Here is a 17,869-nt window from a genome sequence, read left to right on the forward strand (position 1 = left end):
TTAAGAAATGAAGAAGGTCATCCTCTTGTTTTTTGTGGCGCTGTTGTTGTCCGGCTGCAATCGTGCGGGAAAGGAACAGGAGGATGACGATGTGACAGTCGACCTGCCGCAACTGAAGGCGCAGGGCGAAATAACCGCCGTCACGCTATACAGCTCGACTTCCTATTTCCAGTATAAGATGCAGCCGATGGGGTACGAATACGAGCTGATCAAGGATTTCGCCCGCTCGGAAGGACTGAAACTGAACATCAAGGTTGCAGAAAGCCCTACGAAGTTGATCGAGATGCTGGAAGCTGGCGAGGCGGATGTAGTCGCCTACCCGATCCAGATCAGCAACCGTATGAAAGAGAAGCTGATCTATTGCGGAAGGGAAGAACAAGACTGCCAAGTACTGGTCCAGCGGACCAACAAGGGCGACAAGGTGATCACCGACGTGACGGAACTGCTCGGGAAAGACGTCTATGTAAAACCGGGGACCAAATATTTCGAACGGCTGAAAAACCTCGATGTCGAACTGGGCGGCGGTATCCGGATTCATGAAGCGGATGCCGACACGGTGACAACGGAAGATCTGATCGGCATGGTTTCGCAAGGGGAAATTCCTTACACCGTAAGCGACGAGAATATAGCCCGCCTGAACAAAACTTATTTCTGGAACCTGAACGTTTCGCTGAAGATCAGTTTCATGCAACGTTCCTCATGGGTCGTGCGCAAAAGCAGCCCGGAACTGGCTAAAGCCATCGACGCGTGGGCATCCGACAAAGCGGGAACGCACGTCTACAAGGCTTTGACGAAGCGTTATTTCGAACTGAGCAAACAACCCGTTACCGCCGAACTGCCGGAAGTCAGGAACGGCCATGTTTCACCTTACGACGAACTCTTCCGCAAACATGCCAAAAACATCGGATGGGACTGGCAACTGCTTGCCTCGATCGGTTATCAGGAGTCCCGCTTCAATCCGAACGTCGTCTCATGGGCCGGCGCGGAAGGACTGATGGGGATCATGCCGAATACGGCTAAGGCTTTGGGCGTGACGCCTCACGAACTGAAAGACCCCGATACGGGCATCCGTACAGGCGTGGATTGCCTGCGCCGTTTCCGTCAGGGATTCGGGAAGGTGGCCGATCCGGTCGAAAAGATCAAGTTTACATTGGCCGCCTACAATGCAGGAATCGGGCATATTTACGATGCGCAGCGGCTGGCGGAGAAATATGGCAAGAACCCCTACGTTTGGGATGATAATGTGGCCGAATATATCCGTTTGAAGAACGATCCGGAATACTATAACGATCCGGTCTGCAAACACGGTTACCTGCGTGGTTCGGAAACCTTCAACTATGTGCGCGAAGTGATGGAGCGTTACAACTACTACCTGACAAAAACCGGTCAAAAAGGTTAGGGCCTGATATTCTCTTTGATCATCTCTTTTACCAACAGCATCACTTTCGGATGGCTGAGCGGGATGCCGTCCAAAATCTCTTTTATCTCATTCGTGCTGACAGAGAATATGGTTTCTCCTGCCTGATATTCAAAACGGACATTGATATCCGGATTGCCGGTGACCAACATGGCGACCGTTCCCGGAAGATCCCCCCAGGGCGGGCAGTCGATATGGTCGGAATGGAAAGAGGCGGTCACCTCCGTCCCCTTTCCCGGCTCGGATGTTATGGACACAGCTCCGCCGGTCTGCTCTGCATTCTGGATCAGGAAGGGTATGCCGAGACCCACTTTGCGGGTCGTACGGGTGGTGTAGAACGGGTTTGTGACGCGGGCAATCGTCCCGGCATCCATTCCTGAGCCGTTGTCCGTAATGCGGATCATGATCCGGCCCTCCCGTTGTTCTATAAACAGACCTATCTCCGAAGCATTCGCCCGGATGCTGTTTGCCGTGATATCGGTGATATGGAAAGATAGATTATTCATGCTGTTACAATCGTATGACCGTTTTCCTTCCGGAAAGCCATCGCTAAATGTTCAAAATCAAGCAGGTCGGCTCTTAGCAGGGAATATCTCGTACCGATCTGTTCGGGATAATGCGCATCGGAAGCGCTGTAACTCGTGTAACGTTTCAAATAGGCATGTACCGCCGACAGCCTTTCATAGCGGGCAGCCTCCTTGAACTCGATCGCATCCAAAGGCAGGGAAGGATCAATGAATCCCAACTGGCTGATCAGGCTGAACGAAGGACGTTCGACATGGGCCGCAATGAACAACCCGCCCAGACGGTGCACTTCTGCGGCAATCTGTTCCACACTCCGGTCGAGGGCGGAAATCAGCAGATAGGGAGCCTCCCCCACGATCTCGTTCCGGCCGTTCACCCATACCTGGTCGCCGAAACGTTCGGGATCGTTCGGAACAGGCGGCAGATGAACTTCCAGATACGTCTGAAAAGCGGCACGGGCACGGTCATCTGCAAAAAGCGCCACGCAGTGTGCCTCTTCGCGTGTCGTCACCTCCGCACCGGCAAAGACCATGAGTCCCCGCTCCTCTCCCAAAGCCCGGATTTCGGGACATTGCAGCGTGCTGTTATGATCCGTCACAGCAATGGCATCCAATCCCCGTTCGAGGGCCGTTTCCACAATCCGTTGCGGACTCATCTCCAGGCTTCCGCAAGGCGAAAGGCAAGAGTGCAGGTGTAGATCTACCCGGAATTCCTTCATGCCTGTTGCAAAAGCCGGTAGATTTTTCCCGTTACTTCGAATGCGGAAAGCGGCGTTCCGAGCAAAGGCACGTTTTCCTCTTTTCCTTTATCGAGCGTTTCCTCGTCCGGCGAAGCCCCGTTCACGATCAGGACGGCCGCCGCATCTTTCAGGGTGGCGACGGCCACGATGTTCTGGTGCGTCTGCATCGTGATCCACAACATTCCTTCATCGATATGCCCCATTACGTCACTCAACAGGTCGCTGGTGTAACCGCCGGAAATCTCCGCGTCCAGCCCTGCTTCCCCGCAAAAAACGGTTAAGTCCAATTCTCTCACTAAATCACTGACCTTCATATTTGGCTCCTTTCTTATAACAATCTTTATTCAACCGGTCTTTCCCCCAGGTCTTTTCGATCAGACGGAAAGCATGTTCCTTGTCCAGCTTCCCGTGCTTCTCCATATTACGCTGCATAAAAACACAATCGCTGAACTGCGCCTCATGGCGGACGATGTCTTCCGCCAACGCCTGGCAGTTGGGCGAACCACAGGCCCCGCAATCGATGCCGGGCAGGTAGCACATCAACTTGCGCACCTGCTCCATCTTCTTCAGGACTTCTTCTATATTTCCTTCGTATCGCAACTTCGGGTTGGGTTGAAGCGGACGAATGGTGATGTGTTGTTTCAAATAGGACAACGCCTCCAACCGGTCGGAATAGATCAGCGGAGCTTTGTCGCGTTTCACCGAACGCTTCATCACCCGCTCGGCCGTCAGGAAACGGTTCGCGACTGCCAGCACGCCGCCGGCACAACTCCGGTCGCAGGCACGCAGTTCGAGAAAGTCCACATTGCGGACTTCGGTGGTCGATTCCATCCGCTCCAAGAACTCGATGACATTGTGTATCTCGTCGATCGCCAGGCAGCGGCCGGAGAAATGCTTGGCTTCGCCTCCCGTCTGGCTCCAACGCATCTCCTTCTTGGTCAGGGAGGGCGGAAGGACGCATTCGGGCGTGTAGTTCTTCGGGCGGTTTTTCAGGATATGATATACCTTATTATATAGCGTGTCCATATTGATCACGCCCTTGATCGTGGACGAATATCCCTCCGCACCTTTCAAGGAGGCGATCTTGGCCGCACAAGGCGTCACATAAAAAATACCGATCTCTTCGGACGAGAAACCGTCTTCCTCCAATACCTTATGATAGTAAGTAGCAGTCGCATTGACCGGCGGCTTCACCAACAAGATGTTATCGACCAGGGCCGGAAAGCGCACCTGTATCAGCCGGACGATAGCCGGGCAGAACGAACTGATGACAGGCTTATCCTCCGCCGACTCCATCTGCCTGAGCATCTCGCGGTGGATCATGTCTGCCGTAAACTCGACCTGGAACACATGCGTGAACCCCAATTCGTACAGCGCACTGAAAATCTCCTCTTCCGTCGTATATTTGGAGAACTGCCCGATAAAGACCGTCGGGACCAGCACGACACGGGCTTTGTAGTCGAAGATCTTCTGGAAGTCGTCCTGCTCCACATAGATGGCTTCCGTAGGGCAGGCTTTCAGACATTCGCCGCAGTCCACACACCAGCCTTTGCGGATGGAGGCTTTCCCCTCGCGGATACGGATCGCGCCGGTGGGGCACTTCGTCATGCAGTGGGTACAGCCGACACAACGGTCATTGTCTATTTTCAATGCGTGGTAAAACTTTGTCTCTTCCATGGCTATCTGTCGTTTGCGGAGAAGTAGGTCAGCATACGGACAACCGTGCCCTCTCCTACTTTGCTCTCGATCGTTAATTCATCTACATTCTTCTTCATATTGGGCAACCCCATGCCTGCACCGAACCCCATCTCGCGGACGGCAGCCGATGCGGTGGAGAAACCTTCCTGCATGGCCTGTCCGATATCGGGGATGCCGGGACCTTCGTCTTGCAACAGGAGGCTGATCCTGTCGGCTTCGATATCGGCCAGAACCGTCCCCCGCCAGGCATGTGCCACGACGTTGACCTCGGCTTCATAAAGAGCGACGACCACCCGCTTGATGATGCGAGGATCGACGGACAGTTGCTTCAGCACCTTCTTTATCTGGCTCGAAGCATAGCCGGCTTTTGAGAAGTTGCCTCCTTCCAGTTCAAATCTGAATTGCATATCTTCACCTCCTTTTGCTTAATAGATCGGCGGAAGGCCGTTACAATAAAGTTCGCCGACCGTATGGTACATCGAGTGGTCCGTTTCCATCAGGATCATCTCGTTTTCCGCCGCCAGTTGCAAAATATCGGGCGTCGCTTTCTTTCCCCTGACGAACAGGATGCAGGAAACATCCGCCATCTCCGCCGTCCGGATCGTCTGCATGTTGCACAAGCCCGTGACGAGGAGCACGCCGTTACAATCCAATGTCAGGACATCGCTCATCAGGTCGCTGGCGAAGGCGCACTGCACTTCGTGGTCTTCCCGGCCGTTACCACACACGACTGTCGCGCCGGTAAGTGCCATTATCTGCCGTATCTTCATATTACATAAAGGTTATATTTGCCGGGGCAATGTAAGAAATAGTTATAACTTTGCAAGCGAAAAGATACAGAAAGTTACAACTAAATCATGAAAATATGGGCGTAGTAATAGGTATTGACGTAGGTGGAAGCACAACCAAGATTATCGGAGTGGAAAACAAGAGCATCCAGTCGCCGATGTTCGTCAAGGCGACAGATCCGGTCACCTCGCTCTTCGGAGCTTTCGGCAAGTATCTCTATGACAACGGGATCACCTTGCCGGAGATCGAGATGGTGATGCTGACGGGCGTGGGAAGCGCTTTCATCGACCAGCCGCTATACGGCTTGCCGACAGCTAAGACCGATGAATTTCTGGCCAACGGCCTCGGAGCCAAATATGCCGCTTCGCTGGAAAACCTGATTGTCGTAAGCATGGGGACGGGAACTTCTTTCGTAAAGGTGGAAGGGCCGCATATCCAGCATATCGGCGGGATCGGCGTCGGTGGCGGAACCTTGCTCGGACTCTCCCGTCTGCTCCTGAAAACGCAGGACATCCATCTGATCGCTGAAATGGCCCGGAAAGGGACCCTGACGAACATCGACCTTCAGATACAGGACATCTGCAACCGTCCCCTGCCCGACCTGCCGCTGGACGCCACCGCCTCCAACTTCGGAAAGGCGGACGGCAACGCCTCTCCCGAAGACATTGCTTCCGGGATTATCCACATGGTCTTGCAATCGATCGGCCAGGCTGCCATCCTGTCGGCTCTCAACAGCCCGATCCGCGATTTCGTCCTGATCGGCAACCTGACGCAACTCCCCCAATGCAAGGAGATCTTCCCCAAGCTGGAAGAGATGTACGGCGTCCGTTTCCTGATCCCCAAGTATTCGGAATACAGGACGGCCATAGGCGCCGCCCTTACTTACATGGACGGGGCGACGGTTCATCCGATCTGTTAATATTCCCGGTTCTTTCATTTAAAAAATCAGCTGAGGGTATGCACGGCGATATAAAAACGCCTCCTCGGCCGGGTTATCATTTTATCATCTTTATACGGGTAAAACATTACATTATGAAATGTTAAAAAATATTACCCGCAATACTAATTCCAAATACATGCACTACTAATTCGATTTAGACGGGGTGGTAGTGACATTTTGATAAAACCGGAATCCGGATTTCGGTTCAATTTTAAATGTAAAAGACGTGGGGACATTAAAAAAAATAATGTTTCCCAAATATGCATGGATTCCAATTTATGCTTATCTTTGGTAGCATTAAATCAAATTTATAATATCATGTTCGCAAAAGAAACTTATATCGCCCGCAGGGCTAAATTAAAACAGACGATAGGTTCCGGCCTGTTGTTATTTTTAGGTAACGATGAGTCCGGTATGAACTATGCCGATAACACATACCACTTCCGCCAGGATTCCACTTTTCTGTATTTCTTCGGACTTCCCTATGCCGGGCTGTCCGCCATCATCGACATAGACAACAACCGCGAGATCATTTTCGGCGACGAACTGACGATCGACGCAATCGTCTGGATGGGAACACAGCCGACGCTGAAGGAAAAGAGCGAAGCCGCCGGTATCACCGAAGTCCGTCCGTTCAAGGAAATCGAAACCTATCTGAAGAACGCGCAGCAGAAAGGCCAGCCGATCCATTACCTGCCGACTTACCGCGCCGAACACCAGATCAAGCTGTTCCAGTGGTTAGGCGTCGTTCCGGGAGCCGAAAAACCTTCCGTACCTTTTATTATGGGCGTTGTCAACCAGCGTAACTATAAGAGCGAAGAAGAAATTGCCGAAATAGAAAAAGCTTGTATCGTGACAGCCGACATGCATCTGGCCGCCATGCGCACCGTTCGTCCGGGCATCCGCGAAAGCGAAGTGGCCGCCGCCGTTGCCGAAGTGGCTTATGCCAACAATTACGAACTCTCCTTCCCCATCATCGCGACGATCAACGGACAGACGTTGCACAACCACGACCATAGCAACAGGATCAAGAGCGGCGACATGCTCCTGCTCGATGCCGGCGCCGAAACCGAAATGGGATATGCCGGCGACATGTCGTCAACGATTCCTGCCGATGCCAAATTCACCACTCGCCAACGTGAGATCTATGATATCCAAGTGGCTGCCCACGAAGCGGCTGTTGCGGCTTTGTGCCCGGGCATCCCGTTTGTCGATGTATATGAATTGTCCTGCAAAGTGATCATGGAAGGTCTGAAAGAGTTGGGCTTCGTGAAAGGCGATCCGATGGAAGCGGTCAAAGCCGGCGCTCATGCCATGTTCATGCCTTGCGGCCTGGGACACATGATGGGACTGGATGTCCACGATATGGAAAACTTAGGCGAAGTCTACGTCGGATATGACGGCCAGCCGAAGAGCACGGAGTTCGGGCGCAAATCTCTCCGCCTCGGCCGTAAGTTGGAACCGGGCTTTGTCCTGACCATCGAACCGGGCGTTTACTTCATCCCCGAACTGATGGATCTCTGGAGAAGCCAGAACAAGTTCACTGAATTTATCAACTACGACAAGCTGTTCACATATAAAGATTTCAGCGGTATCCGCAACGAAGAGGACTATCTGATCACCGAAAACGGCGCCCGCCTGTTAGGTAAAAAGATCCCCGTTCGTGCTGAAGAGGTCGAAGCGATAAGGAAATAAAAACAAGACTTGCATAACGAGGGAGGTGTTTCGACGCACCTCCCTCGTTTTTTATCTGATTTTGCACAACTTTTATCCCGCCACGGAAGTTATATATCCGAGAACTATTTCCATATTCGCGCCATGATAAAGAAGATGCTGTTCATATTATCCCTGATCTGCCTGTTCGCGTCGGACGGAAAGATTGCAACCGACGAAAATAGTATCTCCGCCCTATCTCCCACTGCCGCGACAATCCTTGATGAACTACCGGATTCCGGTGCCGGGCAGAAACAGATAGACTACAAAAAATTATCCCAGTTCAAATGCACCGGTCTTTGCGTGACGCCGCGTTCACCGGTCTTGCAGGAAAGCTACGAACGACAGGTGAAAGTAGTGTCCAGACAGTTTGAAGTGTTTTTGCAAAAAGGACAAAACCTGCTCAACAAGACTTCTGAGACTTTACGAATCGTACAATCCATAAAATTCTCTTCTCTTCGCATACGTGCAGGCCATTGGGCCTACGTACTCCGGAAAATAATTATTTAGCAGTCTCCAGGGATTTAGTGATTTTAAATTACTTCCGGTATCGCATCGGAAGCGGAATCGTTATTCATATAAATTAGTTAAGAAATATGTTAAGTCTATTCATTTCTACCCTGGAGATGATGGGCCTTACCTTTGTCATCGGCTTTTTTGTCGCCGGTGTCATCAAAGGTATCGCTTTCTGGGCCGACTCCCTGGAATATCATCACTCGCATGCAGCTGAACTGGCGCAGTTCAACAGAATAAATAAAGTCCGGGCCAAAATAAGTGAACTGTTAGGCCTTGTTCCTCCCGAAGGGATGGAGCAACTCAATGACGAACGCGAAGACTTCGCCAAAGGTGAAAATCCCGATCTTGCCAATAGGAAGCCCGGCGGATACTATCACGGTGTCAGCCACGGGGCATCGCAACTCGACCTGATCGACTATTACTACCCCCGTGACACGCGCTTCATGTATCTGAAAAAGAAAGAACAGATCATGAAGAAACGAAACTCAAATAAAAACAAACCTCTTTCTCCGGAAGAATAAAAAACGTAACTGACAATATGGAAAATATAGATTTCTTAGGACTGTTCCAAGGTTTTGGGACAATGGTGGCCGGTGGCTGGTTATTGGCCGCGGCCCGTATATTTTTGATCCTCTTAGGTGGACTGCTGGTTTATCTGGGCTGGAAAGGGGTGCTCGAACCGATGGTTATGATCCCGATGGGACTGGGTATGATCGCAATCAATTGCGGTACGCTGATTATGCCGGGCGGCGTATTGGGCAACCTCTTCCTGGACCCGATGCTTTCCGATACGGACGAACTGATGAACGTCATGCAGATCGACTTCCTGCAACCGGTCTATACGCTGACGTTCAGTAACGGATTGATTGCCTGCTTTGTGTTCATGGGGATCGGCACGCTGCTGGATGTCGGCTTCCTGCTGCAGAAACCGTTTGCCAGCTTGTTCCTGGCACTGTGTGCCGAACTCGGAACATTCCTGACTCTCCCGATCGCTTCGGCCCTCGGTTTGAATTTAGGAGAAAGCGCTTCTGTGGCTATGGTGGGCGGGGCCGACGGGCCGATGGTATTGTTTACTTCGTTGATGCTGGCCAAGCATTTGTTCGTTCCGATCACGGTAGTTGCCTATCTGTATCTCGGACTTACCTATGGAGGCTATCCGTATCTGGTAAAGCTCCTGATCCCGAAACGCCTGCGTGCAATCAAGATGACGACTAAAAAGCCGCCTAAAACCTATGATGCCAAAGTCAAACTGGCTTTTTCCGTAATCTTATGTGCCGTGCTGTGTTTTCTGTTCCCGGTGGCTTCCCCGCTGTTCTTCTCCCTGTTCCTGGGGGTTGCGATCCGCGAATCCGGCATGAAGCATATTTATGATTTCGTCAGCGGTCCGCTCCTGTATGGTTCGACTTTCATGTTGGGCCTGCTGTTGGGAGTCCTTTGCGACGCCAAGCTATTGCTCGATCCGAAAATCCTGAAGCTCCTGGTCTTGGGTATTGCTGCTTTATTATTGTCCGGAATCGGTGGGATCATCGGCGGATATATCATGTACTTCATCAAGAAAGGTAATTATAACCCGGTGATCGGAATCGCAGCCGTAAGTTGCGTACCGACCACGGCCAAGGTGGCGCAGAAGTTGGTCAGCAAAGAGAATCCCGAATCTTTCATTTTGGGAGATGCCTTGGGCGCTAACATCTCCGGTGTAATCACTTCGGCCATCATCACAGGTATTTATATAACGATTGTTCCATATCTCTGATAAAGCGGCATTATTTTAAGAAAACACTTTTTACTTAAAAGAATTATTCGTTTCTTCGCCTTACAATTATAATAGTATGGAACAAAAAGACGAAATAATACTGATAAATATAAATGGTGCGGATCGTCCGGGAGTGACTGCTGCCCTTTCCGAGATACTGGCCAAGAATAACGCGGTTATCCTGGACATCGGCCAAGCCGACATCCATAACAACCTCTCTTTAGGCATCTTGTTCCAAAGTAGCGAAGGCAATTCGGGAGATATTCTGAAAGAGCTGCTCTTCAAGAGCTATGAGCTCGATGTGAACATCCGTTTCAACCCGATCACCGAAGAGGCCTACAACCAATGGGTTTCCATGCAGGGCAAGAACCGGTATATCATAACGATCTTAGGACGGAAACTGACTGCCCGGCAAATCGCCGGCGTCACACGCATCGTTGCCGACCAGGATATGAACATCGACGACATCAAGCGCCTGACCGGACGTATTCCTTTGGACGAGAATGCCCGTACGCCGAAAGCCAGCGTGGAATTTTCCGTGCGCGGTACGCCGAGGGATAAGGAGCAGATGAAGGCCGATTTCATGAAACTCTCCGCCGAGCAGGAAATGGATATATCCTTTCAGGAAGAAAGCATGTATCGCCGTATGCGCCGCCTGATCTGTTTCGATATGGATTCGACGCTGATCGAAACGGAAGTGATCGACGAACTGGCTATCCGGGCCGGTGTCGGCGATCAGGTGAAAGCCATTACCGAAGCGGCCATGCGGGGAGAAATCGACTTCTGCGAAAGTTTCCGCCAGCGTTGCGCCTTGCTGAAGGGCTTGGATGTTTCCGTCATGCAGGAAATTGCCGAGAACCTGCCGATTACCGAAGGGGTGGACCGCCTGATGCGTATCTTGAAAAAGGTGGGCTTCAAGATTGCGATCCTCTCCGGAGGATTTACCTATTTCGGCAACTATCTGAAGCAGAAATACAACATCGACTATGTCTATGCCAACGAACTTGAAGTGGAGAACGGAAAACTGACCGGACGCTATGTCGGTGACATTGTAGACGGAAAACGCAAAGCAGAGTTGCTCCGCCTCATTGCACAAGTCGAGAATGTGGATATTCGCCAGACGGTCGCTGTCGGAGACGGCGCCAATGACTTGCCTATGATCAGCATTGCAGGTCTTGGCATTGCTTTCCATGCCAAACCTAAAGTGAAGGCTACAGCCAAACAATCTATTTCGACGATCGGACTGGATGGCATCCTCTACTTCTTGGGCTATAAAGATTCTTATCTGGATGAACAAATGTAACTACAAATAATAAGAGAAAAATGATCAGACACATCGTAATGTTTAAATTGAAGGAGTTTGCTACTCCGGCCGACAAGCAGGCCAAAATGCAGGAAATCAAAACAGGATTGGAAGCATTGATCGATAAAATCGATGTTTTGCGTATCATCCGTGTCGACTTTAATGTCAATCCGGCAGAGACATGGGATATCATCCTGACTACGGAACTGGATACCCTCGAAGATGTCAGCACGTATGCCAACCACCCCGAACATGTAGCCGTATCCAAAGGCATCATCGGCCCTGTCAAGGCAGACAGAGCCTGTGTAGATTATGAATACTAACAGACGAATGTATCATGAAAGACTTTGATATTGAAGAGCGTGTAGATCGTGCGGTCCGGAACTTCGAAGCGGGTTACAACTGTGCGCAGTCTGTCTTTCTGGCCTATTCGGATGTTTTTGAGCTGGATATGGAAACAGCCAAGAATGTATCTGTCTCTTTTGGGGGAGGCGTAGGCCGTATGCGTGAAATCTGCGGAACAGTCAGTGCAATGGCCATGTTGGCCGGTTTCAAATATCCGGTTCTGGACATTACCGATCAGGAAGCCCGCACGAAGAACTATGCGATGGTACAGAAAATGGCTGATATATTCAAGGAAAAGAATGGAACGATTATTTGCCGCCGGCTCTTGCCTCCTGAAGATGCAGCGGCAACAACACCGGCACCGGCCGCGCGTACAAAAGAATATTATCAGAAGCGCCCCTGCGGAAGATTCGTAGAAGATTCAGCTCGCATTGCAGGGAAAATGCTGAAAGGGGAATTGGATTGATGGCTTATGCCATCAATCTGATTTGTGTGACAATGCCTAAACTCCGTATATCGTTGAACAAGTTCATATAAGAGGAAATCGCCTTGACATTCACCTTGTAGGTAATAACGGACCTATCCTCTTTATAGAATGTTTCAAAAGAAACACTTACTATAAAAACTCCTTTTTCTTCCAATATTTTACGGACAGCTTTCAAATCCGGTGTCGCCGTAGAGCAAGTTATCGTCAATATCTTATTGACGCCGTTCAGGAACATCCTTCTCTCCAAACGTTCCAAGCTGACCAATATAAAAAGCGTTATGACAGTTGCAATAGCAGCCGGAATATACATTCCGGCTCCCACTGCCAAACCTATTACCGCCATCACCCAGATACAGGCTGCCGTCGTCAGTCCATGCACACTCCCGTGACTTTGGATAATCGCTCCTGCTCCCAGGAAACCGATGCCCGAAAGCACTTGCGCCGCAATACGTCCCGGATCACCGTTCAGGAAATTAGGATAGCATTGCGGAATCCAGATCGAGACCAGCATAGCAGCAGTCGAACCCATACAGATCAATGTAAAGGTACGCATACCCGCCTCCCGTCTCCTGAACTGGCGCTCAATCCCGATGAGAGCTCCTAAGAAGAAACTGACCAACAGTTTTACGGCTGCCGTATAAGGAGTAATAGCTGTATTTTGTAATATGTCGTTTATCTGTTCTAACATGCTTATTGCATTAGTAACACGCAAACATAAGTATTTGTTTGATTACTTGACCTCCGTGATTTCAATCACATGGCTGTTCGTCGGCCGGCTTGAAAACACAGGAATACCGACATTCATCAGGAACTCTCCGGAGAATGTTTTACCGTTGCAGGCCAATCTGGATTGCGTACCCGGAACCAGATTGATTTCCTTCAGTTCGTAACGAGCCTCCTTCTTCAATCCCTGTAAACGAAGGGGTTGCATCGACTCTGCATATCTCGGATGGATATCGAAAGCAAACAGGACAGCCTTGTCTGCACTGCCATTGGCATACATAACGGCAGCGTGCTGGCTTTCATAAGGCGACTGCAAACGGTACTGGTCACCATCCAGAATAACATCATTCAAACGTTTGAAGTTGGCCACTGCTTCCTTGCAATACTGCTGGTCTGCCTGGCTCATTTCGTGGACACGGATATCAAAACCTAACTTACACATGCTGGCTACGTCCGTACGGAACTTGACCGGCTGTTTTCCCCAGCTTGTCACATGGGCCGCCATGCTCTTTGTCGGGAAGAAATGCGAATATCCCCACTGGATAAAGATACGTTCAACAGCATCCGTATTATCACTCGGCCAGAATTCGGTGAAATATTTCAATGCTTCATAGTCACAACGACCACCGCCGCCGGAACATAACATCATCGGCAGATTCGGATATTTCTGTTTGATCCGTTCCAGGATATTGTATAAACCGCGTACGTGCTCAATATATAAATGGGACTGCTGATCCTTCAAATACGGAGAATAAATATTCGTAATCGGGCTGTTGCAATCCCATTTGAAATAGGCGATCCCCGGATATTTAGTCATCAAATTATCGACAACGCCATAGACATAATCTTGTACTTTCGGATTACTCAAATCCAAAACCATCTGATTTCTAAAGTAATATTCGTCGCGATTCGGCAGATGGATCACCCAATCCTTATGCTTTTCATACAATTCACTTTTCGGATTTACCATTTCCGGTTCGATCCACAAACCGAACTTAATGCCTTTATTTGTTGCTTCTTTCACCAGTTTGCCGATGCCGTTAGGCAACTTGGTTACGGTTTCTTCCCAGTCTCCTAATCCTTGATGGTCGCTGCTGCGGGGATATTTATTTGCAAACCAGCCATCGTCAAGCAGGAACATATCGACTCCAAGTGTAGCCGCTTCATCCATGATTTCCACTAACTTGTCTTCATTAAAGTCAAAATAGGTCGCTTCCCAGTTGTTCAACAATGTCATACGGGATTTTTCACCGTCTTTCAACTGATACTTACGCGCCCAACGTTGAAAATCGCGGCTTGCTTTCCCTTTTCCTTCCGTACTGTAGGTGAAAATAAACTCCGGCGTACGGAACACTTCGTTCGGTTTCAGCGAGTATTCCGAGGCATACGGATTGATACCGGAAAGTACACGCAGCCCATTTTCATTATCCACTTCGAATGTAAAACGGTAATTGCCTGTCCATCCGATCGTTCCGAATAATACGTTTCCTGCATTCTCTTCCGCTTTCTTATCCAGGGCAAGCAAAAAGAACGGGGAACAGAACATGTTGGCACGACTTCCCAACTTGGTGTCCAACATCTTCTTGCCAAAAGCCAGCTCGGTTTCCTTCATATTGACTTCATGCGCCCAATCTCCTGCAAATTCGGTCAGGAAATACTTGCTGCCGTTCAGATGCAGTAAAGAGGAAGCATAGTTATAAAGGGTCACAGGCTTCTTCTCCTGATGTGAAATCTCCGCATACTCCTTGATGATGTTTTCTTTCGGATAAGCGATGAAATGCAGTTTCACTTCGACAGGATATTTGTCATCTTTCAAAAGAATTACCGTCTCGTTTGCACCCGGCTGAAGCTGTTTGCTTTCGTGGGAGACATATTTCAGGAGCAGGGACGGATTGCCGTCATTATGCAAAACACGGATAGCCGGCTCGAAATAATCTTCCATACCATGTGTCAGATAGGCCTCATTTCCGAGGGGTAATTGTGCAATATCCGAATCAAATGACAGTTTTTGTCCCAGATAGGATTGATACAGGCGACCATTTTTATCATCAACCTTATAAATAAGGCTAATGTTATCGGTCGTAATTGAAATTACAGTTTTTCCACTTGCACTCAGCGTCGCTGATATAGCTATTAGACATAGCCAAAAAAGGTGTCTGATCTTCATGTTTTTCTTCTATTAATTATTAATTAGATATTACAAATCCAAGGTTTAATTTATTTACGAACAAAGATATCATAATTATTGGAATAATCATGTTCCATACCAATAAAAATTAAAAGAAAAAGTCGGTAAAACGACCTATTTCATGCGTTTTACCGACTTTTCTATCCTTTATTATTCCGAAAAGGATTATTTCATCCTGTTTTTTATACTTCCAAAGCCCCGATCAGGTCGCGGACAGACGAAAACCCATGCCTGTCGCAATAGTCTTCCATTCCTTCGATAACCTTTATACCGACGGCTGGATCTACGAAATTGTAGGTTCCGATCTGGATTGCCGTAGCTCCGGCCAGCATGAATTCCACCGCATCTTTCCAGTTTGAAATACCGCCCAGGCCGACAATAGGAATCTTGACTGCCTTATAAGTCTGCCATACCATCCGCAAGGCAACCGGCTTCACACAAGGACCGGAAAGACCGCCGGTTATTGTAGATAATACCGGTTTACGTCTCTCCGCGTCAATGGCCATACCCAGCATGGTATTAATCAATGAAACGGAATCTGCCCCCTCGGCTTCGACCGCCCTGGCAATCTCCGTAATGTCGGTCACATTAGGGGAAAGTTTTACAATAAGGGTCTTCGGATAAACCCTGCGGACAGCCTTCACGACTTCACTTGCCCCGCAAGTTGTCACTCCAAAAGCCATGCCTCCCTGCTTTACATTCGGGCAGGAAATATTCAGTTCGATAGCCGGTATCTTGTCCAAATCCGCTATCTTTTCGGCACATTCCACATACGTTTCCACAGAGGAACCGCTCACGTTAACAATCATGTTCGTGTCGATATCCTTGATCTCCGGATAGATATGATCGACAAAATATTGTGCACCTTTATTCTGCAGACCTACAGCATTCAACATTCCCGAAGGGGTCTCCGCCATACGGGGATACAAGTTCCCTTCGCGCGGCTGGATCGTTGTCCCTTTCACAAAAATACCGCCCAAGCGGGAGATATCCATAAAGTCCGAATATTCAATGCCATATCCGAAAGTACCCGACGCCGTCATTACCGGGTTCTTCAATTGTAAATTACCGATGTTTACGTTTAATTCAGCCATGTCAAATTTTCAATATTAAATACAGGTCCTTCAGTACATACACACACATGATGTTCATCCTTAGTCTTCTCCACACAGCATAAGCAAGCACCTATACCACAAGCCATTGTGTTTTCAAGAGATACTTCGCATGCAATAGAGCTTGCATGAGCATATTTGGCGACAGCCACCATCATAGGTTTGGGTCCACAAGTGTAAATCCGGTCGAAATGTACATCTTTCAAGATGGAATGATTGGTTACATATCCCTTTTCGCCCAATGAACCGTCTTCAGTTGTAACATACACGGTTCCCAACTGTTCGAACTGTTCCAATTGTAACACATCCTCTTTCGAACGAGCTCCTAAAAGGAATGCAGGCGTATAACCGGCCTCTTTCAGGATTGCACCTAAAAACAACATCGGAGCCGTCCCGACACCACCACCGATCAGCAGTAGTTTTTGCCCTTTATCGGCAGGAAGCGTGAAACCGTTCCCTAAAGGCAACATGATATTCACAATATCACCCGGTTTATACTCAGCCATCCGGCGCGTTCCGTCACCGACCAGCTGAATGAGCAACCACAGTTCATTAGTCGTTCTGTCAACATAATTAACCGAGATCGGACGACGAAGAAATGTTGTAGGAGAGTTATCCACACGTACCTGTACGAACTGTCCCGGCAACATTTCCGGCAGGATCTGATCAGATGTTAGTTTAAGCAGGCAGTAATTTTTGTGAAGGCGGCTGTTCTCAGTCACCTTCATGTCAAGCATATACTTCTTCATAAATATGATTAGTCTAATTCTATACAAAGATACATGAATATGGTATATAAACCAAAACAAGCTATTCTTTCTTGTTTTTTTCAGAAACAAAAGTGTCAAATGTATTATCAGAATAGAATACCATTATTTTACTCACTTTCCTGACAGTCGTTTCTTGTTGTATAATCTGCTCAACAACAGGAGATTTTACACTGTTTACAGGTGTGTCAACCCTCATTTCCTTGCGATATTCAAGAGCGACTTGCCCTTCGGACGGATTTATTGCCGTATTTGAGAACAAATCGGGCTGTGTCGACACATGATCTCGCACCATTTTACCCTTCCCGAAAAGGAGCCAGTCGGAATCCACATAAGTGAATCGATCCAGAATTTTAATCAGGACATCCAGACTTACATTATTTCTTCCGTTCAGAATATGCGACATTGCTGAACGCTGGATACCGATTGCTTCTGCAAATTTAGAAGGAGTCAAGCCTTCACGCTCCATTATTTGGGTAATACGTCCTATCATTTTTGTAAATCCTCATTTATTTATAGAAATACTGCCATTATGTCTGTTTACATAGGATAAATGTACATAAATCAATGACGACACAAATATACACTATAATTCTCAATTGTGCAATTTAATTATATAAACTTAAATCGTTACATTTGTATTGCGTAGGTAACAATTCTGCTCGTTATAATTGTAAACAGGTTGTTTTAGTGCAAGAGATTATATAAAGTATCACTTCGTATATATCACCTATATTATTGATAATATTTATATTATAGATAAATAATACAGAGGAAATATCCCTGTTTGGACCCGTTTGTACACATATGTAGCACAATAATTAATGCAATGGATTAATAATTCTGTATAATTC

Annotated in this window: 20 protein-coding genes; 9 read left to right on the forward strand and 11 right to left on the reverse strand. The window is 48.5% G+C overall.

Going from position 1 to position 17,869, the window contains the following annotated elements:
* The first annotated feature begins 7 nt into the window (after positions 1-7).
* Entirely contained in the window at positions 8-1,399 is a 1,392-nt protein-coding gene (locus RDN79_RS06080; RefSeq protein ID WP_298549398.1) for a transglycosylase SLT domain-containing protein, read from the forward strand.
* Here the strand turns inward: RDN79_RS06080 and RDN79_RS06085 are convergent.
* The 6 genes from RDN79_RS06085 to RDN79_RS06110 are packed head-to-tail and all read right to left on the reverse strand — an operon-like array spanning position 1,396 to position 5,149.
* Positions 1,396-1,923, reverse strand: coding sequence for an ATP-binding protein (locus RDN79_RS06085; RefSeq protein WP_298549397.1), 528 nt, complete (start codon positions 1,921-1,923; stop codon positions 1,396-1,398). The genes RDN79_RS06080 and RDN79_RS06085 overlap by 4 nt on opposite strands.
* Positions 1,920-2,660, reverse strand: a complete 741-nt coding sequence (locus RDN79_RS06090) for a PHP domain-containing protein (protein ID WP_298549395.1) — start codon at positions 2,658-2,660, stop codon at positions 1,920-1,922. The genes RDN79_RS06085 and RDN79_RS06090 overlap by 4 nt, the downstream gene beginning before the upstream one ends.
* Positions 2,657-2,995, reverse strand: coding sequence for a DRTGG domain-containing protein (locus RDN79_RS06095; RefSeq protein WP_298549394.1), 339 nt, complete (start codon positions 2,993-2,995; stop codon positions 2,657-2,659). The genes RDN79_RS06090 and RDN79_RS06095 overlap by 4 nt, the downstream gene beginning before the upstream one ends.
* The gene (locus tag RDN79_RS06100; RefSeq protein ID WP_298549392.1) at positions 2,982-4,358 is read right to left on the reverse strand and encodes a [Fe-Fe] hydrogenase large subunit C-terminal domain-containing protein; all 1,377 of its coding nucleotides are present in this window, start codon (positions 4,356-4,358) and stop codon (positions 2,982-2,984) included. The genes RDN79_RS06095 and RDN79_RS06100 overlap by 14 nt, the downstream gene beginning before the upstream one ends.
* A 2-nt stretch (positions 4,359-4,360) precedes the next feature.
* Positions 4,361-4,786 (reverse strand): ATP-binding protein, encoded by a 426-nt coding sequence (locus RDN79_RS06105; protein ID WP_005643243.1) that lies wholly within the window; start codon positions 4,784-4,786, stop codon positions 4,361-4,363.
* A gap of 18 nt (positions 4,787-4,804) precedes the next feature.
* Positions 4,805-5,149, reverse strand: a complete 345-nt coding sequence (locus RDN79_RS06110) for a DRTGG domain-containing protein (RefSeq protein ID WP_005637954.1) — start codon at positions 5,147-5,149, stop codon at positions 4,805-4,807.
* A 95-nt stretch (positions 5,150-5,244) separates the two neighbouring features.
* On the opposite strand from RDN79_RS06110, the gene coaW reads away from it, so the two are divergent.
* The 8 genes from coaW (at position 5,245) to RDN79_RS06150 (ending at position 12,204) form a co-directional block, all read left to right on the forward strand.
* Positions 5,245-6,087 carry a type II pantothenate kinase gene (gene coaW, locus RDN79_RS06115; RefSeq protein WP_298549390.1) on the forward strand — a complete coding sequence of 281 codons (843 nt, stop codon included), beginning with the start codon at positions 5,245-5,247 and terminating at the stop codon, positions 6,085-6,087.
* A gap of 339 nt (positions 6,088-6,426) precedes the next feature.
* Positions 6,427-7,803, forward strand: coding sequence for an aminopeptidase P family protein (locus RDN79_RS06120; protein ID WP_298549388.1), 1,377 nt, complete (start codon positions 6,427-6,429; stop codon positions 7,801-7,803).
* A gap of 123 nt (positions 7,804-7,926) precedes the next feature.
* Entirely contained in the window at positions 7,927-8,331 is a 405-nt protein-coding gene (locus tag RDN79_RS06125; RefSeq protein ID WP_298549386.1) for a hypothetical protein, read from the forward strand.
* 86 nt (positions 8,332-8,417) lie between these two features.
* Positions 8,418-8,858, forward strand: a complete 441-nt coding sequence (locus RDN79_RS06130) for a LapA family protein (protein ID WP_298549384.1) — start codon at positions 8,418-8,420, stop codon at positions 8,856-8,858.
* A 17-nt stretch (positions 8,859-8,875) separates the two neighbouring features.
* A complete protein-coding gene (locus tag RDN79_RS06135; RefSeq protein ID WP_298549383.1) occupies positions 8,876-10,090 on the forward strand; it encodes a sodium ion-translocating decarboxylase subunit beta in 1,215 nt (404 codons plus the stop codon).
* 76 nt (positions 10,091-10,166) lie between these two features.
* The gene (gene serB / locus RDN79_RS06140) at positions 10,167-11,393 is read left to right on the forward strand and encodes a phosphoserine phosphatase SerB (protein ID WP_298549381.1); all 1,227 of its coding nucleotides are present in this window, start codon (positions 10,167-10,169) and stop codon (positions 11,391-11,393) included.
* A gap of 20 nt (positions 11,394-11,413) precedes the next feature.
* Entirely contained in the window at positions 11,414-11,716 is a 303-nt protein-coding gene (locus RDN79_RS06145) for a Dabb family protein (RefSeq protein WP_298549380.1), read from the forward strand.
* 14 nt (positions 11,717-11,730) lie between these two features.
* On the forward strand, positions 11,731-12,204 hold the full coding sequence (locus RDN79_RS06150) for a C-GCAxxG-C-C family protein (RefSeq protein WP_298549378.1): 474 nt from the start codon (positions 11,731-11,733) through the stop codon (positions 12,202-12,204).
* A 4-nt stretch (positions 12,205-12,208) separates the two neighbouring features.
* Here the strand turns inward: RDN79_RS06150 and RDN79_RS06155 are convergent, their stop codons facing one another.
* The 5 genes from RDN79_RS06155 to RDN79_RS06175 form a co-directional block, all read right to left on the reverse strand.
* Complete coding sequence (locus tag RDN79_RS06155) at positions 12,209-12,913, reverse strand: MgtC/SapB family protein (RefSeq protein ID WP_298549377.1); 705 nt, start codon at positions 12,911-12,913, stop codon at positions 12,209-12,211.
* Positions 12,914-12,955: 42 nt separating this feature from the next.
* The gene (locus tag RDN79_RS06160; RefSeq protein ID WP_298549375.1) at positions 12,956-15,115 is read right to left on the reverse strand and encodes an alpha-galactosidase; all 2,160 of its coding nucleotides are present in this window, start codon (positions 15,113-15,115) and stop codon (positions 12,956-12,958) included.
* Between the two features lie 203 nt (positions 15,116-15,318).
* Positions 15,319-16,230, reverse strand: a complete 912-nt coding sequence (locus RDN79_RS06165) for a dihydroorotate dehydrogenase (protein ID WP_298549373.1) — start codon at positions 16,228-16,230, stop codon at positions 15,319-15,321.
* A complete protein-coding gene (locus tag RDN79_RS06170) occupies positions 16,218-16,997 on the reverse strand; it encodes a dihydroorotate dehydrogenase electron transfer subunit (protein WP_298549371.1) in 780 nt (259 codons plus the stop codon). The genes RDN79_RS06165 and RDN79_RS06170 overlap by 13 nt, the downstream gene beginning before the upstream one ends.
* Before the next feature lie 61 nt (positions 16,998-17,058).
* Positions 17,059-17,508, reverse strand: coding sequence for a helix-turn-helix domain-containing protein (locus RDN79_RS06175; RefSeq protein WP_298549369.1), 450 nt, complete (start codon positions 17,506-17,508; stop codon positions 17,059-17,061).
* Between the last annotated feature and the right edge of the window lie 361 nt (positions 17,509-17,869).

The organism is uncultured Parabacteroides sp., from assembly GCF_902493135.1.
Classification (GTDB): domain Bacteria; phylum Bacteroidota; class Bacteroidia; order Bacteroidales; family Tannerellaceae; genus Parabacteroides.